The organism is Bradyrhizobium daqingense (assembly GCF_021044685.1).
Classification (GTDB): Bacteria; Pseudomonadota; Alphaproteobacteria; order Rhizobiales; family Xanthobacteraceae; genus Bradyrhizobium; species Bradyrhizobium daqingense.
This window is the reverse complement of the sequence record NZ_CP088014.1, coordinates 2,951,858-2,976,817: the sequence shown is the minus strand read 5'-3', so window position 1 is coordinate 2,976,817 and position 24,960 is coordinate 2,951,858. Positions and strand designations below refer to the sequence as shown.

25 protein-coding genes are annotated in these 24,960 nt (G+C 65.3%); 15 read left to right on the top strand and 10 right to left on the bottom strand.

The features are described 5' to 3' along the window. Nucleotides 1-7: 7 nt before the first annotated feature. Complete coding sequence (locus tag LPJ38_RS14270; protein ID WP_145634790.1) at nucleotides 8-1,315, bottom strand: HlyD family secretion protein; 1,308 nt, start codon at nucleotides 1,313-1,315, stop codon at nucleotides 8-10. 192 nt (nucleotides 1,316-1,507) lie between these two features. Between LPJ38_RS14270 and LPJ38_RS14265 the strand changes: the two genes are divergently transcribed. Together LPJ38_RS14265 and LPJ38_RS14260 are read left to right on the top strand one after the other, a co-directional pair. Continuing rightward, nucleotides 1,508-2,143 (top strand): TetR/AcrR family transcriptional regulator, encoded by a 636-nt coding sequence (locus LPJ38_RS14265; RefSeq protein ID WP_145634793.1) that lies wholly within the window; start codon nucleotides 1,508-1,510, stop codon nucleotides 2,141-2,143. Nucleotides 2,144-2,196: 53 nt separating this feature from the next. Then, nucleotides 2,197-2,532 carry a DUF6665 family protein gene (locus tag LPJ38_RS14260; RefSeq protein WP_145634795.1) on the top strand — a complete coding sequence of 112 codons (336 nt, stop codon included), beginning with the start codon at nucleotides 2,197-2,199 and terminating at the stop codon, nucleotides 2,530-2,532. 83 nt (nucleotides 2,533-2,615) lie between these two features. Here LPJ38_RS14260 and LPJ38_RS14255 read toward each other — a convergent pair whose 3' ends face one another. Next, nucleotides 2,616-3,830 (bottom strand): extensin-like domain-containing protein, encoded by a 1,215-nt coding sequence (locus tag LPJ38_RS14255; protein WP_145634798.1) that lies wholly within the window; start codon nucleotides 3,828-3,830, stop codon nucleotides 2,616-2,618. 74 nt (nucleotides 3,831-3,904) lie between these two features. On the opposite strand from LPJ38_RS14255, the gene LPJ38_RS14250 reads away from it, so the two are divergent. Continuing rightward, entirely contained in the window at nucleotides 3,905-4,102 is a 198-nt protein-coding gene (locus tag LPJ38_RS14250; protein WP_158644762.1) for a hypothetical protein, read from the top strand. A 55-nt stretch (nucleotides 4,103-4,157) separates the two neighbouring features. Here the strand turns inward: LPJ38_RS14250 and LPJ38_RS14245 are convergent, their stop codons facing one another. Then, on the bottom strand, nucleotides 4,158-5,003 hold the full coding sequence (locus tag LPJ38_RS14245; RefSeq protein ID WP_145634801.1) for a DUF2147 domain-containing protein: 846 nt from the start codon (nucleotides 5,001-5,003) through the stop codon (nucleotides 4,158-4,160). Between the two features lie 193 nt (nucleotides 5,004-5,196). On the opposite strand from LPJ38_RS14245, the gene LPJ38_RS14240 reads away from it, so the two are divergent. Continuing rightward, nucleotides 5,197-5,943: a DUF2147 domain-containing protein gene (locus tag LPJ38_RS14240; RefSeq protein WP_145634804.1), complete on the top strand. Its 747-nt coding sequence runs from the start codon at nucleotides 5,197-5,199 to the stop codon at nucleotides 5,941-5,943. A 142-nt stretch (nucleotides 5,944-6,085) separates the two neighbouring features. Here the strand turns inward: LPJ38_RS14240 and LPJ38_RS14235 are convergent, their stop codons facing one another. Together LPJ38_RS14235 and asd are read right to left on the bottom strand one after the other, a co-directional pair. Beyond that, nucleotides 6,086-6,649: an NUDIX hydrolase gene (locus LPJ38_RS14235; RefSeq protein WP_145634807.1), complete on the bottom strand. Its 564-nt coding sequence runs from the start codon at nucleotides 6,647-6,649 to the stop codon at nucleotides 6,086-6,088. Between the two features lie 66 nt (nucleotides 6,650-6,715). Continuing rightward, the gene (asd, locus tag LPJ38_RS14230) at nucleotides 6,716-7,579 is read right to left on the bottom strand and encodes an archaetidylserine decarboxylase (RefSeq protein WP_145634810.1); all 864 of its coding nucleotides are present in this window, start codon (nucleotides 7,577-7,579) and stop codon (nucleotides 6,716-6,718) included. Nucleotides 7,580-7,614: 35 nt separating this feature from the next. On the opposite strand from asd, the gene LPJ38_RS14225 reads away from it, so the two are divergent. Then, nucleotides 7,615-9,279: an aminotransferase class III-fold pyridoxal phosphate-dependent enzyme gene (locus LPJ38_RS14225; RefSeq protein ID WP_145634813.1), complete on the top strand. Its 1,665-nt coding sequence runs from the start codon at nucleotides 7,615-7,617 to the stop codon at nucleotides 9,277-9,279. Nucleotides 9,280-9,425: 146 nt separating this feature from the next. Here the strand turns inward: LPJ38_RS14225 and LPJ38_RS14220 are convergent, their stop codons facing one another. The 3 genes from LPJ38_RS14220 to LPJ38_RS14210 all read right to left on the bottom strand — a co-directional run bounded on the left by LPJ38_RS14220 (nucleotide 9,426) and on the right by LPJ38_RS14210 (nucleotide 11,983). After that, nucleotides 9,426-10,085 carry a hypothetical protein gene (locus LPJ38_RS14220; protein WP_145634816.1) on the bottom strand — a complete coding sequence of 220 codons (660 nt, stop codon included), beginning with the start codon at nucleotides 10,083-10,085 and terminating at the stop codon, nucleotides 9,426-9,428. A gap of 122 nt (nucleotides 10,086-10,207) precedes the next feature. Continuing rightward, nucleotides 10,208-10,897 (bottom strand): class I SAM-dependent methyltransferase, encoded by a 690-nt coding sequence (locus LPJ38_RS14215; RefSeq protein WP_145634819.1) that lies wholly within the window; start codon nucleotides 10,895-10,897, stop codon nucleotides 10,208-10,210. Between the two features lie 33 nt (nucleotides 10,898-10,930). Next, on the bottom strand, nucleotides 10,931-11,983 hold the full coding sequence (locus LPJ38_RS14210; RefSeq protein WP_145634822.1) for a glycosyltransferase family 4 protein: 1,053 nt from the start codon (nucleotides 11,981-11,983) through the stop codon (nucleotides 10,931-10,933). Between the two features lie 274 nt (nucleotides 11,984-12,257). Here LPJ38_RS14210 and LPJ38_RS14205 point away from each other — a divergent pair, with 274 nt between their 5' ends. Next, nucleotides 12,258-12,974 carry a L,D-transpeptidase gene (locus LPJ38_RS14205; protein WP_145634825.1) on the top strand — a complete coding sequence of 239 codons (717 nt, stop codon included), beginning with the start codon at nucleotides 12,258-12,260 and terminating at the stop codon, nucleotides 12,972-12,974. A gap of 111 nt (nucleotides 12,975-13,085) precedes the next feature. Next, nucleotides 13,086-13,502, top strand: a complete 417-nt coding sequence (locus tag LPJ38_RS14200; protein ID WP_167520503.1) for a c-type cytochrome — start codon at nucleotides 13,086-13,088, stop codon at nucleotides 13,500-13,502. A gap of 567 nt (nucleotides 13,503-14,069) precedes the next feature. On the opposite strand, the gene LPJ38_RS14190 is transcribed toward LPJ38_RS14200, so the two are convergent. After that, complete coding sequence (locus tag LPJ38_RS14190; protein WP_145634831.1) at nucleotides 14,070-14,399, bottom strand: hypothetical protein; 330 nt, start codon at nucleotides 14,397-14,399, stop codon at nucleotides 14,070-14,072. After that, nucleotides 14,396-15,187 carry a DUF899 domain-containing protein gene (locus LPJ38_RS14185; RefSeq protein WP_208750554.1) on the bottom strand — a complete coding sequence of 264 codons (792 nt, stop codon included), beginning with the start codon at nucleotides 15,185-15,187 and terminating at the stop codon, nucleotides 14,396-14,398. Before LPJ38_RS14185 ends, LPJ38_RS14190 begins: the two co-directional genes overlap by 4 nt. Before the next feature lie 90 nt (nucleotides 15,188-15,277). Here LPJ38_RS14185 and LPJ38_RS14180 point away from each other — a divergent pair, with 90 nt between their 5' ends. The 8 genes from LPJ38_RS14180 (at nucleotide 15,278) to LPJ38_RS14145 (ending at nucleotide 24,920) form a co-directional block, all read left to right on the top strand. Further along, a complete protein-coding gene (locus LPJ38_RS14180; RefSeq protein WP_145634834.1) occupies nucleotides 15,278-16,498 on the top strand; it encodes a helix-turn-helix domain-containing protein in 1,221 nt (406 codons plus the stop codon). A 36-nt stretch (nucleotides 16,499-16,534) separates the two neighbouring features. After that, on the top strand, nucleotides 16,535-17,173 hold the full coding sequence (locus LPJ38_RS14175; RefSeq protein WP_145634837.1) for a Vgb family protein: 639 nt from the start codon (nucleotides 16,535-16,537) through the stop codon (nucleotides 17,171-17,173). A 139-nt stretch (nucleotides 17,174-17,312) separates the two neighbouring features. Next, entirely contained in the window at nucleotides 17,313-18,875 is a 1,563-nt protein-coding gene (locus tag LPJ38_RS14170; RefSeq protein ID WP_145634840.1) for a DUF4403 family protein, read from the top strand. Nucleotides 18,876-18,971: 96 nt separating this feature from the next. Continuing rightward, nucleotides 18,972-20,081, top strand: coding sequence for an ABC transporter ATP-binding protein (locus LPJ38_RS14165; RefSeq protein ID WP_145634843.1), 1,110 nt, complete (start codon nucleotides 18,972-18,974; stop codon nucleotides 20,079-20,081). A 49-nt stretch (nucleotides 20,082-20,130) separates the two neighbouring features. After that, nucleotides 20,131-21,189: an ABC transporter substrate-binding protein gene (locus LPJ38_RS14160; RefSeq protein WP_145634846.1), complete on the top strand. Its 1,059-nt coding sequence runs from the start codon at nucleotides 20,131-20,133 to the stop codon at nucleotides 21,187-21,189. A gap of 226 nt (nucleotides 21,190-21,415) precedes the next feature. After that, nucleotides 21,416-22,678, top strand: coding sequence for an ABC transporter permease (locus LPJ38_RS14155; protein ID WP_145634849.1), 1,263 nt, complete (start codon nucleotides 21,416-21,418; stop codon nucleotides 22,676-22,678). Beyond that, entirely contained in the window at nucleotides 22,675-23,499 is an 825-nt protein-coding gene (locus LPJ38_RS14150; protein WP_167520504.1) for an ABC transporter permease, read from the top strand. The genes LPJ38_RS14155 and LPJ38_RS14150 overlap by 4 nt, the downstream gene beginning before the upstream one ends. Before the next feature lie 209 nt (nucleotides 23,500-23,708). Next, the gene (locus LPJ38_RS14145; protein ID WP_145634851.1) at nucleotides 23,709-24,920 is read left to right on the top strand and encodes an ABC transporter substrate-binding protein; all 1,212 of its coding nucleotides are present in this window, start codon (nucleotides 23,709-23,711) and stop codon (nucleotides 24,918-24,920) included. Nucleotides 24,921-24,960 lie beyond the last annotated feature (40 nt).

The following is a 24,960-nucleotide window of genomic DNA, read 5'->3' as shown; positions in this document are numbered from 1 at the left end:
GTTGGCGCTACTGCGGATGGACGGCGGGATCGTCGAGATCGACCTCGCTGTCGGCGTCGGCCGCGCCCTTGTTGGTGTCGACGGTCGCGTAGACCGACATGCCGGCGCGGAGCAGGTTCTGCTTGGCGACGGACTTCGGCACGCGGATGCGGACCGGCACGCGCTGCACGATCTTGGTGAAATTGCCGGTCGCGTTGTCGGGCGGCAGCAGTGTGAAGACCGAGCCCGCGCCTGCCGCGATGCTGTCGACCACGCCGGAGAACTTGCGCATGCCGTAGGCATCGACCTTGATCGTCACCGGCTGGCCGGGACGGATGCGCTTGAGCTGCGTTTCCTTGAAATTGGCGTCGATATAGACGTCGTCGAGCGGCACGATGTTGCCGAGGCGCTGGCCGACCGCGACGAAGTCGCCGGTATTGACCAGGCGATTGGAGAACGTGCCGTTGACCGGCGCGCGCACCGCGGTGAAGCCGAGGTCGCGCTCGGCCTTGGCGAGCGTGGTCTTGAGCTCGGCGAGCTGCGCCTGCGCTTCGGCCTGCTGCGCCTTGGCGACGTCGACATTGCTGATGGCGACATCGTAGGCGGCCTGCGCGGCCTTGACCGCGGCTGCGCCCTGATCGCGTCCGGCCTCCGAGCTCTCGAACACCGCGCGCGAGGCAAAGCCCTTGTTGCTCAGCGCCTGCTGACGCTCGTAGTCGAGATCGGCGCGCTTGAGGCCAGCTTCAGCCGAGACGAGCTGCGCCCTGGCCTGCGCGACCTGGCTGTCGAGCGCAGCGACCTGGCGGCCGATGCGATCGATCGTGGCCTGCTGGGTCGCGATCCGGGTCGTGGCGGAATCGACCGCGATCTTGTAGTCGCCGTCGTCGATGCGGAGGACGACATCGCCGGCACGCACCGGGCTGTTGTCGCCGACGAGGACCGCGGAGATGTGGCCGGCGACGCGCGCCCCGAGCATGGTGTTGTTGGCGCGGACATAGGCATCGTCCGTGGAGATGTAGAAGCGGCCGACCAGCGTGTAGTAACCGGCATAGCTCGCAGCGGCGATCGCGAGCACAAGGGCGAGGCCCATCATGACGAACTTGCGCTTGCCGGATTTGGGAGCGCCGGTCGCGGGCGCCGCCTGCGCAGGTGCGGCCGGTTTGTCAGTCACAGGCTTCTCCGGCACCTCGCCGGTGCGAAGCTTGGTCTCGTCGGCCGCGTGAGCGCGCAGCTGCTCGGCAGGGGGTGGCGATGTCTCGGACGCAGGATCGCGGCCCGCCTGCTCCACCGTTTCCTGGCGAAGAACGCGTGCAGCCTGGTCTCTCGATAGGGCCATAAAGGCCTCCCCACAAACACGCGACTGGGCTCGGCCTTCCTTGCGGCCGATTGCCCTCGCTACTCCAAATACCATTGACCGAACGGTTCGGTCAATCTACATAATCGCCCGGGTCGCACCATACGGGCCCGATCCTAGATTTGCGTTTCAGCGTTCGACATCCACGCAGAAACCTTCCGAGACCCTAAACCAATGGTTGTAACTGCCAACGAACATCTGCACGTCGTCCCGGAGGAGGACAGTTCCAAGCGCCGCCAGATCCTGGACGGAGCCCGCAAGGTGTTCATGGCGCTCGGCTTCGACGGTGCCAGCATGGGCGAGATCGCGCGCGCGGCGCAGGTCTCCAAGGGCACGCTCTACGTCTACTTCGCCGACAAATGCGCGCTGTTCGAAGCCATCCTCGAAGAGGAGGCGCTCCAGCACGGCCAGGTCGTGTTCAATTTCGATCCCGCGCGCGATGCCGAAACCACATTGAAGGAGTTCGGCCGCGCCTACATCCATCTGCTCTGCCGCCCCGGTGGCGGATCGGCGATCCGCACCGTGATGGCGATCGCCGAGCGCATGCCCGATGTCGGCCGCCGCTATTATGCGCGGGTGCTGGACAAGACCATCAACCGTCTCTCCGAATATCTCAGGGTCCATGTCGCTCGCGGCGATCTCAAGATCGACAATTGCGATCTTGCTGCCTCGCAATTTATGGAACTGTGCAAGGCCTCGCTGTTCCTGCCCTTCGTCTTCCAGGCCGCGCCTGCGCCGTCGGACGAGCGGATGACCGAGGTGATCGACAGCGCGACGCGGATGTTCCTCGCGGCCTACCGGGCGAAGTAGCAGCAAGCAGCCACGCGTTGCGAAGGCCAAGGCCGTGGCCCTATATTGCGGCCATGTCTCGTGATCTTCGCCCGCCGGTCGATATCCTCCACTACGAGATCGTCCAGGAACAAGCCTCGGCGCTTGGACGCATGGGCCGCGCGCTCGAACAGACGCTGACGCGCCTGCGCGAATTCGATGCCGCGCATGCGCACGCGGAGATGCCGGCCTCGCTGCAGCCGGCGCGGCGCAAGCTGGTCGCGGAAGCCGGCCATGCGCTCTGGATGTTCGTGGTGCAACGCGAGGCATCCGGCCTGCGCGACAGCCGCCATATCATGCGGACCTACAACGTCCCGGCCGAGGTGCAGCGATGCATGGGGCTGGGCCCCACGCCGTCGAGGCGGACGTAGCTCGTAGCCCGCATGAGCGTAGCGATATGCGGGGACTGTGCCGGATGTCACTGCGCTCATCCGAGCTACCAGGAAGCGGCCGCCTATTCGTCGATGTAGTCGTCCTCCTCGCGCTTGCGCGAGGTGCTCTTGCGCGCGCCGAGCGAGCCGGTGACGGAGGGATCCCGCGCATTGGCGTAAGGGCTGCGCGATTGCGCCCGCGCCGCGACCTGGTCGCCGGACACCGCGGCCGGCTGGCAGATCAGGCGGCGGCTGGCGCGGCGCATCAGATCGACATGGATGTGATCGTAGTGAAAGACGTTTGAGCCCGGCGCGAGCACGGTCGTGAAATGCGCGCAGGCCCCCGCCTGCACGTCGCGCAAAAATCCCTGCTCTTCCGGCATGCCGCGCCAGCCGTCCTTCACGGTGACGCGGCGGCCGTCGGCGAGCACGAAGGCGGAGATGTCGAGAGCATTGCCGAAGGCGTGCTCGGAAATGTGGGAGCGCGAGTTGCCGTTCATGCCGCGGCAGGAATAGGCCGAGATCTGCTTGATCTCGGCGACGCGGACGCCGAACCACCGCATGGCCGAGGGCTGCACGGTATCGGCGAGCCAGCGGTCGAGCTCGGACACGATCGGGCAGGCGAGCGTCGCGGTGGGCTTGATCGCGACCGGACCGACGGCGGCGACGGCATTGCCCTGCGCGGGGCCAAGACGCGGCACCGGGTGTTGCGCGGGCGCCTGCGAGTAAGGCGCGGGACCTGCCGGCCGCGCCGGATAGCTCGGCGCATTCATGTAGCGCGAGGCTCCCGCGGCATCGGTGCCCTCGGGCGGCAGATCGATCTCGTCTTCCTGCGGCGCGACACCGGGCGCGTTCAGCGACATCGGTCCGGTCGAGGACCCATAGCCGGACGGCTGGCGTACCGCGCTTCCGGGATAATTCGACTGGGGCGGATAGGAGGAGGCCGGATAGTCCCGGTTCTGCGGATAGTTCGATCGCGGCTGCGTCACCGGCCAGCGCGGCTGGTTGCCGATGCTGCCGGGCGGACGCAATTGCTCGTCGGCAAAGCCATAGGTGCTCGAGGCTTCGCCGATGGCTGCGACCTTGAGTGGATATTCGGCGCCGCATTGGCCAGGGCCGGAAATCGGGTCGATGCGGACGATGTCCGCGCTCTCCTTGACCGCCCCCGATTTCAGGCACGCGGCCTCCGCCTCGGCCCGCCATGGTTCACGTTCGGCCTGGAAGAAGCCGCGTCCGCAACCCGCTAGCGAAACAAGGACGATGGAGCCGACGAGATACAAACGAACTCCGCGCGTCATGAACGCACGTTCGGTGAATTTACTTAAAGACTCTTCAACGTGTCGGTTTCAGCTTTCCTTAACCATGCCGGCCCTTGCGCGCCGAAACGCGGCCAAGATCGAGCGACAGCAAGCCTGTCTTTTTCGGCAGGAGACTTTCTGTTAACCATAAAGCTCGCGCAAGGCAGCGCGACAGCGGGAGCGATCTCATGACGTTCGCCGGCAGACTGAGCGTCATCACCGCCTACCTCGCCATGGCCTTTGTCGGCGCCATCGTGCTCGGCATGGTCTAGCGATCCATCGAGTGCTGGCTCTCCTTCCCTTCAATGCGCGGCATATCGCGAAGAGCTACGACCGCGCGCTCCATTGCCGCGAGGTCGTGATCATCTGCCCTCGCGGCGCCTCGACTCGCGTCCAATCGTTGCCGGAGCACCAGAAGCGGCCGAGCGCGCAGGCTTCGACGTGCAGCTTGCCCGAGCTCTTCAGCGTCATCGTCGCATAATAGGTATTGCCGCTGGAGCGGCTGTAGATGCTGCCGATCCAGACGTCGCGCTTCCTCGGCTTCATGTTGACGAGCACGCTCTCGCCCTTGCTCGATGCTTCCGTGAGCGCAAAACCGCACAGCGCCGGTCCGCAACGCTCGATGCGAACAGTGCCCTTGGCGCCAGAGCTCTCCCATTCGCCCAGCGGCGTATAGCGCTCATCATCGTTGGCCTGTGCAAGCGCTGCGGTCTGCGCGATCTCGGGCTTCGGCGCGATGAGTGGTTGCTCGATGCGCTCCAGTTCGATCCGCGGCGGGTTGGCGCTCGGCGTCTCAAGTCTCGGCGGCTCCAATTTCGCCGCCGGCGAGGGCACGACGGGCTGCGAATTCGTTGCGGCCAGAACGGGAGGCGCCGGTGGCGGCACGGCCATGATCGCCTGCGGCGGCCGGACCGGCTCGGCGCAAATCGGCTGCGGCGGCTGGACAGCCGGCGCGGGCGCCGGCTGCGCGGCTGGTGCCGTGCTGACGTTCCCCGACGCCCGAAGGCTGCGGCCGGAAATCGAAACACAGGAAGCGGACCGGCAATGGCGCGGGGCTTCGACATGGAAGCGGTGGCCGCGGATCGAGAAGGAATAGGAACCGGCCTCGGCTGCGGGCGCGATCGCCATTATGGCGATCAATGCGCCAAGCGAACTCGCAGCAAGCCGCTTCATCGACCTCTCCCTCTCTGTCGCGGCGACGTTAGCCATGAGGGCCAGCCGAATGTGCGCCGGCTCACGCAGACGGCTGCAAGCCCTTGTGACGCCAGTCACAGAAGACCGGACGTCCCAGGCGTAGGGTCGAACCACGCTTCATCCACCGGCGACTTCAGTCCAGATCGGGACCGCGCCATTTTCGGAGGTTGTCATGAGCAAGCTCACCATCGCCGCCACTGCGCTCTTCCTCGCATCCACGGCTGCCGCACACGCCGGCAACACGATCTCGTTCCAGATCGAAGGCCAGCACATCCGCATCGAGACGCCGCGCAATTGCGCCTCGCTCAATTGCGTGACCATCGTCGCGCCGGGCCTCTCGGACAAGCCGATCAAGCTGAACAACATCAACCTCAAGGGCCTCAGCGGCTCCAAGGACGATGACGTCGAGCCCGCGCCGGCTCCGGCGACCAATGCGCAGCCCGCACCCGCTCCGGTGCAGCAGCAGCCTGCGCCGCAGGCGCCGGTGCAGGCGATCGCGACGGCTCCCGCCCCGTCCGCCAGCGTCGACAACACGCAGCCCGCACCTGTCGCCGCGCCCGCTCCCGTCGCCGCGCCTGCTCCCGTCGCTGCTGCTCCCGCCGCGGCTCCGGTTGCTGCCGCGCCCGTGGCGGCCGCGAACTCGCCGATCGGCGTGTGGGCGACCGAAGAGAACAAGGGCAATGTCCGCGTCGAACAGTGCGGCGCCAATCTCTGCGGTTACGCCGAGAAGACCAACGAGCGCATCCTGATCAACATGAAGCCCGAGGGCTCGAAATGGAGCGGCCGCATTCGCGATCCCAATTCCGGCCGCAATTACGACTCGACCATCGCAATGAAGGGCCCGAATACGATGCGCGTGCAGGGCTGCGCCTTCGGCGGCATGTTCTGCGGCGGCCAGACCTGGAAGCGCGTGAGCTGATGCCGTAGTCGCTATCCTCTTCTTCGTCATGCCCGGGCTTGTCCCGGGCATCCACGTTCTTGGTGTCGCAAAAACAAGGCGGCGATGTTTCCGCAAGGGACTCTGAATTGCTTCGCTGCGCGAAATGACGCGTGGAGAGACCTCACGCCTCGCCGCGCAGCCAGGCCCGCACCTTCTGCAACAGGCCGTGCCGCAATTCGTCGACCGAGGCGGCCTCCGCCGGCGTCAGGGTCTGCAAGGCCGCATCGAAGTCATCGGACGCCGGCGTCGGCTCGGGTGCGGCCGCCGGCACCAGCCCGGCCGCCGCGAGCGCGATCGGGCCAATTTGTGTGAGGAACGCGCGCTCGTACTCGCGCGACAGGCGCGCGATGGCGTCGTCGAGCGTCAGCCAATCCACCGCCTTGATGTCGTTCATCAGCTTGCGGACCGGACCGCCATCGGCCTCCATGCGCCAGAAATGCACGACCTTGCTGCGCCCGCCGGACTGGTAGACCAGCGTGCCCAGGAATTCGTGGATGGCGACGTCGTGGCCGGTCTCTTCCAGCACCTCGCGATGCGCGGCCTCCTTCGGCGTCTCGCCGTCGTCGAGCTTGCCCTTGGGCAAGACCCATTCGTTGCGCTTGCGCTGGCGCACCACTGCGATCAGCGGCGTCGAACCACGCCGCAGTACGATACCACCCGCCGCCATCACCGGCGCCCGCGCCATCTCAAACCCGTCGTCGTAGAATCGCCCCCGCCGAGGATATAGGCGGCGGACGCGGCGGATTGAAGGCTAGTTTCGCTTCAACAGCGCTTGACCTGCGCGAATGCGCGTGCCCTCGGCGATGCCGTCGCAGAAGGTGAAATCGCCAGGCGCCAGGATGATGATGGTCGAGCCGTGCTCGAACCAGCCGAGCTCTTCCCCCTTGGTCACGTTGACGTCGCAGGGAAAATTGACCGGGCCGCGTGTTTGCTCGTTCAGCACCATGTCGAGGAAGTGCAACCGGATGCTCGCGACCAGGATGGCGGCAACCGGCACGAGCGTCACGGGCTCGCCGGTCGCCAGATGCGTGCGGATCACCGCGCGCTCGTTCTTGCAGAACAGACGCTCGACGCGCTTCAGCGCGATCGGGTTGACGTTCCAGACGTCGCCATGGATCAGCGTCACGCGTTCGATATGCGCGTCATAGGGTGCATGGAAGCGATGATACATGCTCGAGGTCAGCCGCAACGTGACGAAGGATCCGTTGCGGTGCTGATCGACCAGAGCCGAATCGCCGAGCAGATCGAGCAGCGAGTACGGCGCGCCCTTGACCTGAAACAGCTCGGTGTCGGCGATCTTGCCGTGAGCTCCGACAATGCCGTCGGACGGGCTGGCCACAATGGCGGGGTCGGGATCAAAGGGGCGCAGGCCCGGCTTCAGCTCCCGGGTGAAGCAGTCGTGCAGACTGCTGAAATGCGTCTTGCGCGCCTCCGACAGATCGAGGTCGGAGAATAGCTTCCACAGCGCGATCGAGAAATCCCGGACGATGGGATTCTCGATCTTGGAGAACCAGCCCATGAAGCGGGTCAGGGCGGCGCGGGGGATACGGTTGGTCAACAGGAAGTTGAGGTCTTCCTGCTGGGTGAAAGAGGCGATGAGGGCTTTGACTGTCATGAATCTGTCAGCTCGCAGGGTTAGCGCTTGTTGTCATGGAAACGACACTCCCGATTCTCTCGATGTCCGTGGCCGCCGCAGCCTCCGCTGCCGCCGTCTTCCCGAAGCTCAAGGCGCGGTTCGAACTCTCCCGCGCCAAGCATCGCTCGCTCGCCGGGCACTCCAAGATGTCGCGGCGGGTTGCAAAACTGCTGCCGTTCTACGAGTTCGAGGGCGACAAATATTTCGGCTGTGACGGCGCGCCCGCCAACGTCGTGATGCAACGCAAGGACGCGTTCTTCCGCCTCGCCAGGCTCTACGCCGAGCGCTACCCCAAGGGGCGCGCGATGACGAAGCAGGCGGCGGAGACGATCTCCGACCTGAACTTCACCGAGAGCTACCGCGTGCCGTTCCAGTTCTCGCGTCTCGTCCGCGAGCATCTGGGCACCTCGACCTTCATGGAATCGTCCAGCGGCGTCACCGTCACCGATGTCGACGGCAACAGCTTCTACGATCTCACCGGATCCTACGGCGTCAACATCTTCGGCAACGACTTCTACAAGGAGTGCATCGAGGGCGCCGAGAAGCGCGCGCATGCGCTGGGTCCCGTGCTCGGCCCCTACCACCCCGTCATTCTGGACAACGTGCAGCGGCTCCGCCAGATCTCCGGCCTCGACGAAGTCTCGTTCCACATGTCCGGCACCGAGGCCGTGATGCAGACGGTACGGCTGGCGCGCTACCACACCAGGCGCAGCCATCTCGTCCGCTTTGCGGGGGCCTATCACGGCTGGTGGGGCGACGTGCAGCCCGGCGTCGGCAATCCCATCCCCGCGCACGAGACCTACACGCTCGCCGAGATGTCGGAGAAGACGTTGCACGTCCTGAAGACGCGCAAGGACATCGCCTGCGTGCTGGTCAACCCGCTCCAGGGCCTGCATCCGAACGGCAACGCGCCCGGTGATTCCTCGCTGGTCGATTCCTCCCGCGGCGGCAATTTTGATCGTGCGGCCTACACCGAGTGGCTCAAGAAGCTGCGTGAAGTCTGCACCGAGCGCGGCATCGTGCTGATCTTCGACGAGGTGTTCGTCGGCTTCCGCCTTGCCGCCGGCGGCGCCCAAGACTATTTCGGCGTGCGCGCCGACATGGTCACCTACGGCAAGAGCCTCGCTGGCGGCCTGCCGGTCGGCGTCGTCTGCGGCAAACGCGAGTTGATGCGCCGTTTCCGCGACGATCGCCCCGCCGACATCTGCTTCGCCCGCGGCACCTTCAACTCGCACCCTTACGTCATGACGGCGATGGACGAGTTCCTGAGCCGTCTCGCCAGCCCCAACTTCCGCGCGGTCTATAAGGGCCTCGACGAGACCTGGAACGGCCGCGTCGAAAAGCTCAACCGGATGATGACCGATGCCGGCCTGCCGGTGCGCTTCGCGAATTTCTCCTCGATCTGGACGGTGAAATACACCACGCCGTCCCGCTACAATTGGATGCTGCAATACTACCTGCGCGCCGAAGGTCTGGCGCTGAGCTGGGTCGGCACCGGACGGCTGATCTTCAGCCTCAACTACACCGACGCCGACTTCACCGAGGTCGCCGAACGCTTCGTTCGTGCCGCCGAGAAGATGAAGGCTGACGGCTTCTGGTGGCACGACGGTGTGCTCACCAACAAGAACATCAAGCGTCAGATCCTGAAAGAGATGCTGGCCAAGCGCTTCGGGCGCTGAGGCTGATTTCTGCAATACCGTCATGGCCCGGCTTGTCCCGGCCATCCACGCGTCTCCACACGATTGCTCCAAGACGTGGATGCCCGGCACAAGGCCGGGCATGACGTAGCCAATCAACATCGGAGGATCTGATATGCGCAGCGCGCTCAGGCGTGCTGCTCTTCGAGCGTGGGCTCGCCGACGAGGCCCAGCGTGTGCTCGGGGTTGAGGTGCAGGCCGGGGTCCATCAATTCGCCGCGCATCAGGGCCAGCGGAGCTCCGCGATAGAGCATCAGATCATGGAACGGGTCGGTCAGGATCTTGGTCATCCAGACGAGGCCGGTCTCGACATCGCGGATGAAGAACAGATGCACGGTGCGGAACAGAAGACCGCCGCCGCCGATGAAGAGCCAGATCTTGGCCGTCTGACGCATGAAGTCGGTCGCCGAAGCCCAGGGGGTAAACAGGCCGAACAGCGTGGGATCGACGAACAGCACCAGCGGCGAGAGTGCCCAGATCGCCATCAGCACCACCTTGCGCTGCAGGTTGTAACCGACCTTGATCTCTTCCTTGTACTCGTGCGTCGCCTGGTTGATGTGGTCGTAATCGTGCGGCTCGAAGAAGAAGTGACCGGCCTGGCGCGAGGTCATCGAGACCAGCCAGCCGACCAGCGCCGAGATCACGGGGTCGATGAAGAGCCAGACATAGGCGAAGAGGAAGCTCAGCGCGCTGACGAAGTGCAGGCTCTGATTGATGCGGCTGTGGTGATAGTAGCGATGGTCGTCCCAGCGCTGGATCCGCAGCTGCTCGAGGTAATTCTTGATCATGCTCTCCCCCAAAATGCTTTCGGGTTCAGGATTTACAGGGATTCGATGTAGGCCGTGTGACATCATCATTTTGTCATGTGACGATGCGCAGCGGCGGGATGACGCACGAGGGACGCGTAAACTCAGGCCGCTTTGGCGACGTCGACCTTGCGGAAGCGCACCAGCGAGAAGTGCCCGAGCGGCGGGATCAGGCGGCGCTCGGCGAGCTCCATGCCGCGCGCGCCGGCAAGCCACTTGGCGTAACGCGACCAGGCGAACTCGGCGGTGCGGAAGCCGAGCGGACGCACCACCGGCTGGAGCTTCTGCTCGATGAAGCGGCGCATGCCGGTATCGGCGCTGACGCGGGTGAGGATGATCAGTTCGCCGCCCGGGCGCAGCACGCGCGCGAACTCGTCGAGCGCCTTTTCCGGGTTGGGCACGGCGGTCACGACATATTGCGCCATCACGACGTCGAAGGAATTGTCCGGGAATTCGAGCTTCTCGGCGTCCATCACCGCGAGGCCCTCGACGTTCTTCAGATTGCCCTCGGCAACGCGGCGACGCGCCTTGTCCAGCATCGCTTCCGAAATGTCGGTGCCGAAGATGCGCAGGTTCGGCGCATAGAGCGGCAGCGAGATGCCGGTGCCGACGCCGACCTCGAGCACGCGACCGCCGATCTTGTTGGTCGCCGCGATCGCCGCCTGCCGACCCTTGGCGAACACGCCCCCGAACACGAGATCGTAGACCGGCGCCCAGCGGTCATAGGCCTGCTCGACCGTGCCACGGGTGAGATCGAGCTGCTGGGTACCGTCGAAGTTCATGATCTTAGCCATCGATGAGGTTCTCGCTGTGGTTCAAACGGGAGATCAACCGCGGACCGGCCGCCGCGCCATGCGTGGCGAGGCGCGCAAGGCGCGGCTGGGCTGAAGTGAAGTGAGATTGCCGACGAACTGGCGCGCGCTGTTCTCCCAAGAGCGCTCCAGCGCGAAGTTGCGGCAGGTCGCGCGCGACATCGTGAGCGCACGCAGGCACGCGGTGCGCAGATCATGGTCGATCGCGCCGATCGGATGATCGGCGATGACGTCCTTCGGACCCGTCACCGGGAACGCCGCAACCGGCGTGCCGCAGGCGAGCGCTTCGAGCTGCACCACGCCAAAAGTGTCGGTCAGGCTCGGAAACACGAACACGTCGGCCGCGGCGAGATGCGCGGTGAGATCCGCGCCCTTCTTCTCGCCGAGGAAGACGGCGGCGGGATATTTCTTTTCGAGCGCCGCCTTCTGCGGGCCGTCGCCGACGACGACCTTCGTGCCGGGCAGATCGAGCGAGAGGAACGCGTCGAGATTCTTCTCCACCGCAACGCGCCCCATCGTCATGAAGATCGGGCGCGGCAGGTCGAGCTGGGCCGGAGCATCGGGATGGAATAGCTCGGTGTTGACGCCGCGGGTCCAGAAGCCGAGCCGCTTGAAGCCGCGCTCGGACAATTCCTGCCGCAGCGAAGGCGTCGCCACCATCGTCATCGCGGCGGCATCGTGGAAGTGGCGCAGCACGGCATAGCCGACGCTCGCGGGGATGCCGGTCCGCACCGAGACATATTCGGGGAAGCGCGTCGTATAGGAGGTGGTGAAAGCGAGCCGGTTGCGGCGGCAATAGGCCCGCGCGGCCCAGCCGATCGGCCCTTCGGTGGCGATGTGCAGCGCGTCCGGGGCCGCCTTCTCGATCCGCCACGCGATCTCCTTCGCCGAAGGCAGCGCGAAGCGCAGGCCGGGATAGGTCGGCAGCGGCCAGGACCTAAAGCCGTCCGGGGTGAGGAAGTCGATCTCGACGTCGAGGGCCTTGGTCGCGTTCGCCAGCGAGGTCAGCGTCCGCACCACGCCGTTGACCTGCGGATGCCAGGCGTCAGTCGCGATTAATACCCGCATGGGAAAATCCCGAGAGTTTGATGATTCTCAGGCATCGACCATCAACGAAGGATATTTCAGGCGTGTGACGTCATAGAAGTGTCTGCGGGCTGTTTTGTTCGTTAACGGCGCCGCGCGGCCACGAAACTGTCATGAAACAATTCTTGCCGCGATGAAACCGTTTTCGGTTTTCCGCGCAAATGTCCCGAAACGACTTGTCGTTAATGATCTTACGCAACGGAGCACCGAAACGGTGCCGCGGTGAGCAAAACACCGAGCAAACAGGGGCGATCAAATGTTCAATCTGGACACCTTCAAGACCTATTCGCGCGCCGTTGTCGTCGGTGCAGTGACGATCTCCGCCATCGCGTTCGCAGGTGCGGCCAACGCCGCGCCGGTGCAGATCTTTCCGTTCTTCCAGCCGCTGCCGCCGATGGCCGCGCCGCAGCCGTTCCAGCCCTATCAGCCTTATCAGGCGCCGACCTACCAGACCGAGCCGTCCGAGGATCAGGACGCGGTCGAACTGCCGGCCCGCTTCCGCCGCCAGACCGTCGCTTACGCGACGCGCGAGGCGCCGGGCACCATCATCATCGATACGCCCAACACCTATCTCTATTACGTGCTCGGCAACGGACAGGCGCTGCGCTACGGCATCGGCGTCGGCCGCGACGGCTTCACCTGGTCCGGCATCCAGTCGGTGAGCCGCAAGGCCGAGTGGCCGGCTTGGACCCCGCCGCCGGAGATGATCGCCCGCCAACCCTATCTGCCGCGCCACATGGCCGGCGGCCCCGGCAATCCGCTCGGCGCGCGCGCCATGTATCTCGGCGGCACCATCTACCGCATTCACGGCACCAACGCCCCCGAGACCATCGGCAAGCGCGTCTCCTCCGGCTGCATCCGCATGACCAACGAGGACGTCACCGATCTCTACGCCCGCGTCAACGTCGGCACCAAGGTCGTGGTGCTGCCGATGACGGAACGCAGGGCGGAACTCGGCAGCGCAACGCGCTGAGCAGCAGGACATTCTGACGCGAGCGGCCCCGGAACCCACCGGGGCCGTTTTCGTTTGCCCTCGACACGCCGAGACGCGCTTGCTGCGGCGCGGTCCGCAATGGAGGCGCACATGCAATCACGCCCGCAATCCTCGCCAAGCCCATGGCTGCACGCCATCGCCGGCGGAGCACTGGCGTTGCTGTTGTTCGCGCCCTCTTCGCTTGCGCAGCAGCCGGCGAGCGGTGAGGCCGGTCACCAAGCCTTCAACAATTCCTGCCGCACCTGCCACTCCATGAAGGAAGGCGACAACCGCCTCGGCCCCAACCTCAACAAGATCGTCGGCCGCAAGGCCGGCTCGCTGCCGAACTACAACTACTCGTCCTCGATGAAAGAGGCCGGCTTCAACTGGGACCAGGACAAGCTCACGCGCTTCATGGTGAAGCCGGACGAGGTCGTGTCCGGTCACAAGATGCAGCCCTATGGCGGCATCTCGGCGGATGAGGCGGCGAAGGTGGTGGCTTATTTGGCGGCGGCGGGCGGGCAATAAGACTCGGATACGCCGCGCAATTCTTGGTGTAGCGCATCCTTCGAGACGCCCGCCTGCGGCGGGCTCCTCAGGATGAGGTCGGATTTCGTGGCCGCCAATTCTTCGACGCTTGCGCCAAGGCACGGCTACCAGTTAGCCTCATCCTGAGGAGACCGCGAAGCGGTCGTCTCAAAGGATGGGGCGTTCAGGATGACTGAAGGAGCGTACCTCTACATTCTCAGATGCGCCGACGGCAGCTACTATCGGCACGACGCGCACCGAGCTCGAAATCAGGGTCGCGCAGCATAATGCTGGTGCGTTCGAGGGCTACACAAAGTCGCGTCGCCCCGTGACCCCTCATCTTCTCTCAATGGTTCGATCGCATTACCGATGCGATCGAATGCGAACGCAAGCTCAAGAAATGGAGCCGCGCCAAGAAGGAAGCTTTCATGCGGGGCGATTTGCCCGGCTTCATGAGCTGGCAAAGCGCGGATCGCATCATCCTTCGAGACGCCCGCCTGCGGCGGGCCCTCAGGATGAGGGCTGAGTGTATCGCGGCAGCTTCAACGGGCATGGTGCTGCTCAGCCTCATCCTGAGGAGCGCGCCCTCGCGCGCGTCTCGAAGGACGAGGCGTTCACACCGGCGGGAGCTCCTCGCGGCCACCGCCCCGCAATCAGCCGCAGCCACGCTGCCGAATGAAGCGCGCTCATCAGGAGATACATCGGCACCATCCCGACCAGCACGGACCCGTGTCCGGTGGCGCAGAGCGTGTCCGCCGCGTCGCTGCCGGACAGAGCCGTCGCCGCGGCCATGATCGCGAAGGTTGGCGTTGCCGCCAGCCCCAGCCATCTGGCGAGATGACGCGCGGCCGCGACGCCATCACGGCTGCCGGCGGCCGCGCCGACGGAGCAGCTCATTTCCTCTCTCCCGCGGCCTCCTCGCGAAAAGCCTTCTCGCCTGCGTCCGAGATCTCGACCCATTTCTTGTCGGGCGCCGCGCCTTCGGCGTAGCTGTCGTGCCAATTCCACCATTTGTAGGTCGGGGTCTGCGGATAGCCCTGCGGCGAGTCCTCCCACACCTCCTGCCGGCCGAGCGGCGTGATGTCGAGGTAGTTCCAGGTGCCGCCCATCTGCTCGTCGCCGCGGCTCTTGACGAAATAGGTGCGGAAGACCCGGTCCCCGTCACGGTAGAACACGTTCGTCCCGTGCCATTCGTCCACGCCGAAATCGGCATCGAAGCTGTCGGTGATGGTGACCCATGGCATGGTCCACCCCATCCGCTGCTTCAGCTTCGCGATGTCCGCCTGCGGCGCGCGCGAGGCGAAGACGAGCGTGGTGTCGCGGGCATTGAGGTGCGCGACATGGGCGACCTGGTCGGCGACCATGGAGCAGCCCCGGCAGGCGTGATCGGGCCAGCCGAACACGCCCGGCTCGAAGAAGGCGCGATAGACGATCAGCTGCCGCCGGCCCTGGAATAGGTCGACCAGACTGACCTTGCCGCCGGGGCCCTCGAACGCATAGGTTTTGTCCACCGCCATCCACGGCATGCGCCGGCGTTCGGCGGCCAAGGCATCGCGGGCACGGGTATGGGCCTTTTCCTTCACGAGCAGCTGCAGACGGGCGGCCTCCCAGTCTTGCGGCGACACCACCGGCGGCGTCTGCATGGCGGGCTGCTCATTCGTCCCTGCGTTTTCAATTGATGTCATGATGGCTCTCCTCATCTCCTGCTTCGGCCGTCAACGATTTCTGCCACCGCGCGGTTGCGCGGCGGGAGTAACAAGTGTGGCGGGATTGGCATGGAATCACTGATCACCGCCGCCGCGCGTGCGCTGGAGGCCGGCGATCCGCTCGGCGCGCTGAACCGCATTGCGCTGCGCAACGATGCGCCGTCGCTGGCGCTGCGCGGCATCGCGATGGCGCAGCTCGGCGATCTCGCGAAGGCGAAGACGTTGCTGCGCAGCGCCGCGCGCGCGTTCGGTCCGAGAGAGGCGGTGGCGCGCGCACGATGCGTGGTGGCCGAGGCTGAGATTGCGCTGGTCTCGCGCGATCTGAATTGGCCGATGAAGGCGCTCGCAGCAGCACGCGCCACGCTCGAAAAGCACGGCGATCTCGCCAATGCCGCCCATGCGGGACACATCGAGGCACGCCGTCTTCTCCTCCTCGGACGTCCCGACGAAGCCGAACGGACGCTGGCCGAGCTCGGCGCCTTAATCTTGCCACCGGCATCGCAGGTCGTTCGCGAGCTCGTGGTCGCCGGCATCGCCATCAGGCGGCTGAGGACGAAAGAGGCGCGCGCAGCGCTTGGCCGCGCAGCCGGTGCGGCGCACCTTGCCCGCATTCCCGCGCTTGCTGCGGAGGTCGAGAGTGCGAGCCTCGTGCTCGATACACCCGCGGCGCGCCTGATCGCGCGCGGCAAGGAGCGTCCGCTGTTGCTTGGCGAGGTCGAGGCACTGGCAGCATCCAAGGCGCTGGTCGTGGACACCTTCCACTACAGCGTTCGCAACGGAGGCATCTTCGTATCGCTCGGAACGCGGCCGGTGCTGTTCGCGCTGGCGCGGCATCTGGCGCAATCGTGGCCCGCCGACGTGTCCCGGGAGGCGCTGATCGCCGCGGCGTTTCGGGCAAGGCACGCCGATGAATCGCATCGTGCCCGGCTGCGGGTCGAGATGGGCCGGCTGCGCGCCAAGCTCAAGCCGCTCGCGGATGTCACCGCGACCAAACAGGGGTTTGCACTGACGCCGCACAAGACGCGAGACGTGCTCGTGCTGGCGCGGCCAATCGAGGAGAAGCACGCCGGCATCCTCGCCCTGCTTTCCGACGGCGAGCCGTGGTCGAGCTCGGCGCTCGCGCTCGCGCTCGACACGAGCGCGCGGACCGTGCAGCGCGCGCTCGATGAGCTGGCGCGATCGAGCAAGGTGCAATTTTTCGGGCACGGCCGGGCGCGGCGCTGGATGACGCCACCCGTTCCGGGTTTCCCGACAGGCTTGTTACTCCCCGCCCCGCTCCTGAAGACCTAGGATGAAATCAGGTCACATCCACGAGGGATCGTACACATGAAGCGTTCAGCCGCCGAGATCGTCAGGGAATACGGGCCCTTTGCAGGGATCGAAGCCGTGCATGGCGTCACCTATGACGGCAAGCATGTCTGGTTCGCGTCCGGCGACAAGTTGAACGCGCTTGATCCGGCCGATGGCAAGATCGCGCGCTCGATCGATGTCGCCGCGCATGCGGGAACGGCGTTCGACGGCCGGCACCTGTTCCAGATCGCCGAGGATCGCATCCAGAAGATCGACGCCGCCACCGGCAAGGTGCTCGGCACGATCCCCTCACCTGGCGCCGGCGGCGATTCCGGCCTGGCATGGGCAGAGGGCTCGCTCTGGGTCGGGCAATATCGCGAACGCAAGATCCATCAGGTCGATCCCGAAACGGGAAAGATCCTGCGCACCATCGAGAGCAAGCGCTTCGTGACCGGCGTGACCTGGGTCGACGGCGAGCTCTGGCACGGCACCTGGGAGAACGAGGAAAGTGATGTGCGACGGATCGACCCGGAGACCGGCAAGGTGCTCGAGCAGCTCGATCTGCCCGCGGGGACGGGGGTCTCAGGGCTGGAGTCCGACGGCGGTGATCAGTTTTTTTGCGGCGGCGGCGGTCGCGGCAATGTTCGGGCAATTCGCCGTCCCCGGCGCAGCTAGTCCCAACGACGGCGCGAATGTGTGGCAACAGCGCGTTCGCAGCCGTTAACCTGTTCGCCCCAATTCCACCCCACCGGTGCGCTCTAGCGCCCTCCTCGCCCGCCCTGTAAAACCCTCCGTGGGGCGGCTTGGGGGATTGATGCGACTGACGTTGAATCTGAGGACGATCCTGATCGCCGTCGCGGTGCTCGCGGCGTCGTTCTTCATCAGCCTGAAGGCGATGGATCTGCTGTCGCCGCGCGCGACCAATCCGGCGCCGCCGGTCGCGCAACTGCCGCCGCTGCCGCCGGCCTCGAAGAGTTCGATCGTAATCGCGCCGGTTGCGATCGCGCTGTCGGCGATCCGCGAGCAGGCCGAGAAGGCGGCCCCGCGCAATTTCGCCGGGAAGGCCGACAACCCGATCTCGCAGATCCTGGAGAACGCCGATATCGGCTGGTCCGCCGTGCGCGGACCGATGGCGGCCGCCGGCGACAAGGACGTGCTGACGATCTCGACGCCGCTCTCCGGCAAGCTGAACGTGACGGGCTCGGTGTCCGCGAAGGCCACCGGCGCGCTCGGTGACGCCCTCGGCAGCGTGCTCGGCGGCGATGCGGCGAAGCGGATCGGCGCGGTCAACATCAAGAATCTGAACGCCAGCGCCGAGATCAAGGGCAACGTCGTCGTCACCTCGCGCCCGAAGCTCGCGGCCAACTGGCATCTCGAGCCCAATCTCGGCGCCCAGGTCAATCTCGGCGATACCAACCTCAACGTCGCCGGCGCCAAGGTCAACGTGCCGGCGCAGGTGAAGCCGCTGATCGACAAGAACGTGGGCGAGCAGATCAACGCCGTTTCCGAGCGCATCCGCAACGATCCTTCGCTGCGCGAGAATGCGAAAGCACAATGGGTCAAGGCCTGTCGCTCGATCCCACTGCAGGGCTCGGGCTCCGCGCTGCCGCCGCTGTGGCTCGAGATGAAGCCGGTGCGCGCGATCGCGGCGCAACCACGCGTCGACGCGCAGAACGTGACGCTGCTGCTCGGCCTGGAAGCCGAGACACGCGTGACCTCGACGCAGACCAAGCCGGATTGTCCATTCCCCGACAAGATCTCCATTGTGCCGCCGACCGGCACCGGCGTGAACATTGGCGTGCCGATCGACGTGCCCTTCACCGAGATCAACAAGCTGATCGCGGCGCAGATGGTCGGCCGCACCTATCCCGAGGACGGCTCCGGTCCGGTCGACGTCACCGTCAAGAGCGCCAACGTGACCCCCTCGGGCAACCAGTTGCTGATCTCGCTTCTGGTGCGAGCCAAGGAAAAGAAGAGCTGGTTCGGCCTCGGCGCGGAAGCAACCGTGCACATCTGGGGCCGGCCGGTGCTCGACCAGGCGCAGCAGACCTTGCGGCTAACCGACATCCAGCTCGCGGTGGAATCCGAGGCGGCCTTCGGCCTGCTGGGCGCCGCGGCGCGCGCCGTCGTGCCGCAGATGCAGCAGGCACTGCTGCAGAAGGCAACGCTGGATCTGAAGCCGATCGCCGCCAATGCGCGCGAGAAGATCGCCGCCGCGATCGCCGACTATCAGAAGAGCGAGGACGGTCTCAAGGTCGATGCCAAGATCGACAGCCTGACGCTTGCCGACATCGCCTTCGATTCCAAGACGCTGCGCGTCGTCGCGGAAGCCGGCGGCACGCTGAACGTAGCAGTGACGAAGCTGTCGGGAATGTAGCGCGCCGTCGCTTCCCCCGGTCCCGCGCGTCATCGCTTGCGCCGCTGGCATTCTCGCCCGAGGATGCTAAGCTGTGGCAGGCAAGAGAGGACGAGCATGGAAGCCGGCATGGTGACGCCCGCGCCGGCATTGGTGCGCTTTTCCGGCATTCAGAAGACCTATGATGGCGAGCAACTCGTGGTGAAGAACCTCGATCTCGACATCAGGAAGGGCGAGTTCATCACCCTGCTCGGCCCGTCGGGCTCGGGCAAGACGACCACACTGATGATGCTGGCTGGCTTCGAGGTTCCGACCCATGGCGAGATCTACCTCGCGGAACGGCCGATCAAGAACGTGCCGCCGCACAAGCGCGACATCGGCATGGTGTTCCAGAATTATGCCCTGTTTCCGCACCTGACGATCGCGGAGAACATCGCCTTCCCGCTGTCCGTTCGCAAGATCAGCAAGGCGGAAGCGCAGGAGCGCGTGATGGCAGCGCTGCGCATGATCAAGCTGGAAAATCTGGCGCACCGGCGGCCGGGGCAATTGTCCGGTGGCCAGCAGCAGCGCGTGGCGCTGGCCCGCGCGCTGGTCTTCAACCCGCAGCTCGTGCTGATGGATGAGCCGCTGGGCGCGCTGGACAAGCGCCTGCGGGAGCAGATGCAGCTCGAGATCAAGCAGCTGCACGAGACGATGGGCATCACCATCGTCTACGTCACCCACGATCAGAGCGAAGCGCTCACCATGTCGGACCGCATCGCCGTGTTCAACGACGGCATCGTGCAGCAAATCGACAGGCCGGACGCGCTGTATGAGCATCCGGTCAACAGCTTCGTCGCTCACTTCATCGGGGAGAACAACGTGCTTTCCGGCACCGTCGAGGCGGTCGAGCGGGACTATTGCCGCGTCACGCTGGCCGGCGGCGGCGCCGTGACCGCGAGGGCTGTCAACGTCTCGGGCGCGGGCGCATCGACCTCCCTGTCGGTGCGGCCGGAGCGGGTCTCCATCATCCTGGACGGCACGTCCAGCGAAGGACCGAACCGGCTGCCGGCCAAGGTGCAGAACACCATCTATCTCGGCGACCACGCGCTCGCCGTGCTCGATGTCGCCGGCAACGGGGAGTTCATGGTCAAGCTTCAGCCGCGGGCTCATGACAGGCTGAGCCATGGTGAAAGCGTGTTCATCACTTTCCGCCCCGAGGACTGCATGGCCCTCGATCCCGTCTGATCCGACCAGCACCAATTTCAACGCAACTAGATAGAGAAGGGACAAAACCATGCTGAAGCGCAAGATTGGCAAGATTGCTCTGGGCTTGGCCGCGGCATTGAGCGCCGGCGCCGCGCTCGCGAGCGCCGCGCAGGCGCGTGACCTCACCGTCGTATCGTGGGGCGGCGCGTATCAGGAGGCCCAGAAGAAGGTCTATTTCGAGCCGTTCAAGAAGGCCTCCGGCCTTCCCATGAACGACGAATCCTGGGATGGCGGCGTCGGCGTGTTGCGCGCCAAGGTGCAGGGCGGCGCCGCCACCTGGGACGTCGTCCAGGTCGAAAGCGACGAGCTCGCGGTCGGCTGCGAAGAAGGCCTGTTCGAGAAGCTGGATTATTCGAAGATCGGCGGCGAGGCCGCCTACATCCCGCCAGCTGTCAATCCATGCGGCGTCGGCGCCATCCTCTACGATTTCGTTCTCGGCTACGACAAGGACAAGCTGAAGGACGCCCCCAAAGGCTGGGCCGACTTCTTCGACACCAAGAAGATTCCGGGCAAGCGCGCCTTGCGCCAGGGCCCGAAGACCACGCTGGAGATCGCGTTGATGGCCGATGGAGTCGCGCCGAACGACGTCTACAAGGTGCTGGCGACCGACGAAGGCATCGATCGCGCCTTCAAGAAGCTGGACAGCATCAAGGGCGACATCGTCTGGTGGAAGGCCGGCGCCCAGCCGCCGCAATTGCTCGCCTCCGGCGAAGTGGCGATGACCTCCGTCTACAACGGCCGCATCGACACCGCGAACAAGAACGAGAAGAAGAATTTCGGCATGGTGTGGGACGGCGCGCTGTTCACCATCGACAGCTGGGTCATCCTGAAGGGCAGCCCGAACAAGGACGCGGCCTACAAGTTCCTGGACTTCGTCGGCAAGGCGGAGAACCAGTCGAAACTGTCGGAGAACATCGCCTATGGCACCTCGAACAAGGACGCAGCGGGACGGCTCGCGCCTGCCGTTCTGAAGGATCTGCCGACCGCGCCCGACAACATCAAGAACGCGGTCGAGATCAACGTCGGCTTCTGGCTCGAGAACATCGATCGCCTGACCGAGCGCTTCAACAAATGGGCGGCGAAGTAGCGCGCGAGCAACCGACGCCTAGAGCAGGTAGAGGATGGTGGATGGCTCCCGCGCGGCGCATCCTTCGAGACGCCCGCCTATGGCGGGCCCTCAGGATGAGGTCTGAGTCTGTGGCAGCGACTTTGCAGGCAGCGACGCCAGAGAGCCTCATCCTGAGGAGACCGCGAAGCGGTCGTCTCGAAGGACGAGGCGTTTGCTCAGGCCTTTCCCCACAGAGACTCGCCCGATGACCGCCCCGTCCGCGACCAGCGCCAACGCGTCGATCGAAATGCCGCTGAAACGACAATTGAAGCGCGTCGAGCGCGCGCGTCAGTTCAAGGCACTTGGGCTGATCCTGCCGCTGCTCGTCTTCCTGCTCTTCACCTTTGCCGGGCCCATCGCCGGTATGCTGTGGCGCTCGGTGGAAGACAGGGACGTGCGTCAGGTCCTGCCTCACACCATCGCTGCTCTCGCCGGCTGGGACGGCAAGAACCTGCCGGATGAGGAGGCCTTTGCTGCGCTGGTAAGTGATATCCAGGCGGCACGCGCCGCCGGCACCCTCGCCGTCGCAGCCAAGCGGCTCAATTACGCACTCAACGGCTTTCGCACCATCCTGACCAGCACGGGCCGCAATCTGAAGGGCGCGCCGGAACGAGGAACGGCGAAGGAGACGCTGACCAGGATCAACCCGGCTTGGCGCGAACGTGCGACATGGACCGCGATCAGGGACGCCGGTGGTCCCGTGACCAGCTTCTATTTGCTGGCCGCCCTTGACCTCGTCAGGAACGCGGACGGCGCGATCGTCTCGGCCCCGCCGGATCAGGCGATCTATCGCAACGTCTTCGCCCGCACCTTCCTCATCAGCCTCAGCGTCACCGTACTCTGCCTGATCCTCGGCTTCCCGGTCGCCTACCTCTTGGCGACGCTGCCGCCCGCCCGGTCGAACCTGCTGATGATCTTCGTCCTCTTGCCGTTCTGGACGTCGCTTCTGGTCCGCACCTGCGCCTGGATCGTGCTGCTGCAGAGCAAGGGCGTCGTCAACGACAGCCTGCACTGGCTTGGCATCATCGACGAGCCCTTGCGCCTGATCTACAATCGCTTCGGTGTCTGCGTGGCGATGACCCACGTGCTGCTGCCGTTCATGATCCTGCCGCTGTACAGCAGCATGAAGGCGATCTCCCCTGCCTACATGCGTGCCGCCGCATCGCTCGGGGCGCCGCCGGTCACAGCTTTCCTGCGCATCTACCTGCCGCAAACCCTGCCCGGCATCGGTGCGGGAAGCCTGCTCGTCTTCATCCTGGCGCTCGGCTACTACATCACACCGGCCCTCGTCGGCGGTGCCGCCGATCAGATGATCAGCTACTTCATCGCGCTCTACACGACCGAGACGGCCAATTGGGGCCTTGCTTCGGCGTTGGGCGCGGTGCTGCTGCTGGCCACGGTTCTGCTCGCGCTCGTCTATGGCAAGCTGGTGCAGGGACAGCAGGTCACCGGAGGCATGAAGAATTGAGCGATCTGTCTTCCCTTCGCACGCCCAGCCAGCGCATCGCGTGGAGCACGACGATCATCGTCTCCACGCTGGTGTTCATCTTCCTGATCGCGCCGATCCTTGCGATCATGCCGCTGTCCTTCAGTTCGGGTTCGTACCTGACCTATCCGTTGCCGGGCCTCTCCTTGCGCTGGTATGACGACTTCATCAACTCGCCGCGCTGGATGAATGCGTTGAAGAACAGCCTGATCATCGGGGTCGCCTCGACGGCGCTGTCCATGGTGCTCGGCACGCTCGCCGCGCTGGGCTTGGCGCAGTGGAAGAGCCGGTTCAAGCCGCTGGTGCTGGCCTTCGTGCTGTCGCCAGTGGTCGTGCCCGGCGTCATCACCGCAGTCGGCCTGTATTTCTTCTTCGCCCCGATCGGGCTGACGGGCAGCTATCTCGGCCTGGTCCTGGCCCACACCGCGCTGGCGACGCCCTTCGTGGTGATCACGGTCGGTGCGACACTACAAAGCTTCGACACCAATCTGGCGCGCGCCGCCGCCTCACTCGGTGCCTCGCCACTCTACGCATTCCGCCGCGTGATCCTGCCGCTGATCCTGCCGGGCCTTGCCTCCGGCGCGCTGTTCGCCTTCGCGACCAGCTTCGACGAGGTCGTGATCGTGCTGTTCATGGCAGGTCCCGAGCAGCGCACATTGCCGCGCGAGATGTTCAGCGGCATCCGCGAGAACATCAGCCCGACCATCACGGCGGCGGCGGTGATCCTGACGACGGTCTCGGTCATCCTCCTCGCCACGCTGGAAGCCTTGCGCCGGCGCAACGAACGGCTCAAGGGCGGCTGAGCGACACGTTCCTCCTTCTCCCCTTGTGAGAAGGTGGCAGCAACGGGCATCGTGCCTTTGAGATACTGCTCCTTCTCCCGGAAACATCACCCGCCCCCTCTTATTTTGCATTCTGCTACGGCGCGGATCGCTTAACTGCGGCTGCGGTTAGACGTTAGGATTTCTCCCGCAAACAACGCCCCAACAACAACACACAGGGAGCAACAACCATGCAAAAACTCATCGCCGCCGTCGCGGCCGGCCTCGCCCTCGCCGCGACGTCAGGCGCGGCGCAGGCCCAGATCTCCGACGATGTCGTCAAGATCGGCGTGCTCACCGACATGTCGAGCCTCTATGCGGACGCGACCGGCAAGGGTTCGCTCGTCGCGGTCGAGATGGCCGTAGCCGATTACGGCGGCAGGGTCGCGGGCAAGCCGGTCCAGGTCGTCGCGGCCGATCACCAGAACAAGCCCGACGTCGGCGTCAACATCGCCCGCAACTGGTACGACAACGACAAGGTCGACGCGATCTTCGACGTGCCGACGTCCTCGGTCGCGCTGCCGGTCTCGGCGCTGACGCGCGAGAAGAACAGGATCAACATCAATTCCGGCGGCGGCTCGTCCGACATCACCGGCGTCGCCTGCTCGCCCAATACCGTGCATTGGACCTACGACACCTATGCGCTGTCGAACGTCGCCGGCAAGGCCATGGTGAAGCGCGGCGAGGATACCTGGTTCTTCGTCACCGCCGACTATGCCTTCGGCATGGCGCTGCAGCGCGACGCCGCCAACGTCGTCAAGGAGAGCGGCGGCAAGGTGCTCGGCGAGGTCCGCCATCCCCTCAACTCGTCGGATTTCTCGTCGTTCCTGCTTCAGGCCCAGGCCTCCAAGGCCAAGGTGGTCGCGCTGGCGAATGCCGGCGGCGACACCACCAATGCGCTGAAGCAGGCCTCCGAATTCGGCCTGACCCAGGGCGGCCAGAAGATGATCGCCCTGCTGCAGGAGATCACCGACACCCATGCGCTCGGCATCAACGCGACGCAGGGCCTGATCGTCACCGACGCCTTCTACTGGGACATGAATGACGAGACGCGCGCCTTCTCGAAGCGCTTCAACGACAAGGTCGGGCACATGCCGACCATGATCCAGGCCGGGCTCTATTCGGCGACTATGCACTATCTGAAGGCGATCGACGCCATCAGGACCGACGCCGCGCCGAAAGTGATGGAGCAGATGCGCGCGACGCCGGTCAACGACTTCTTCGCCAGGAACGGCAAGATCCGCATCGACGGGCGCATGGTCCACGACATGTATCTGTTCGAGGTCAAGAAGCCCGAGGAATCCAAGGGCGAGTGGGACCTCTACAAGCTGATCGCAACCGTGCCCGGCGACGAGGCCTTCCGGCCGCTCGACAAGGGCGGCTGCCCGCTGGTGACGCACTGAGCGTTTGCAAGCCTAGGGTGTTGAGCTACCGAAGCTTCCA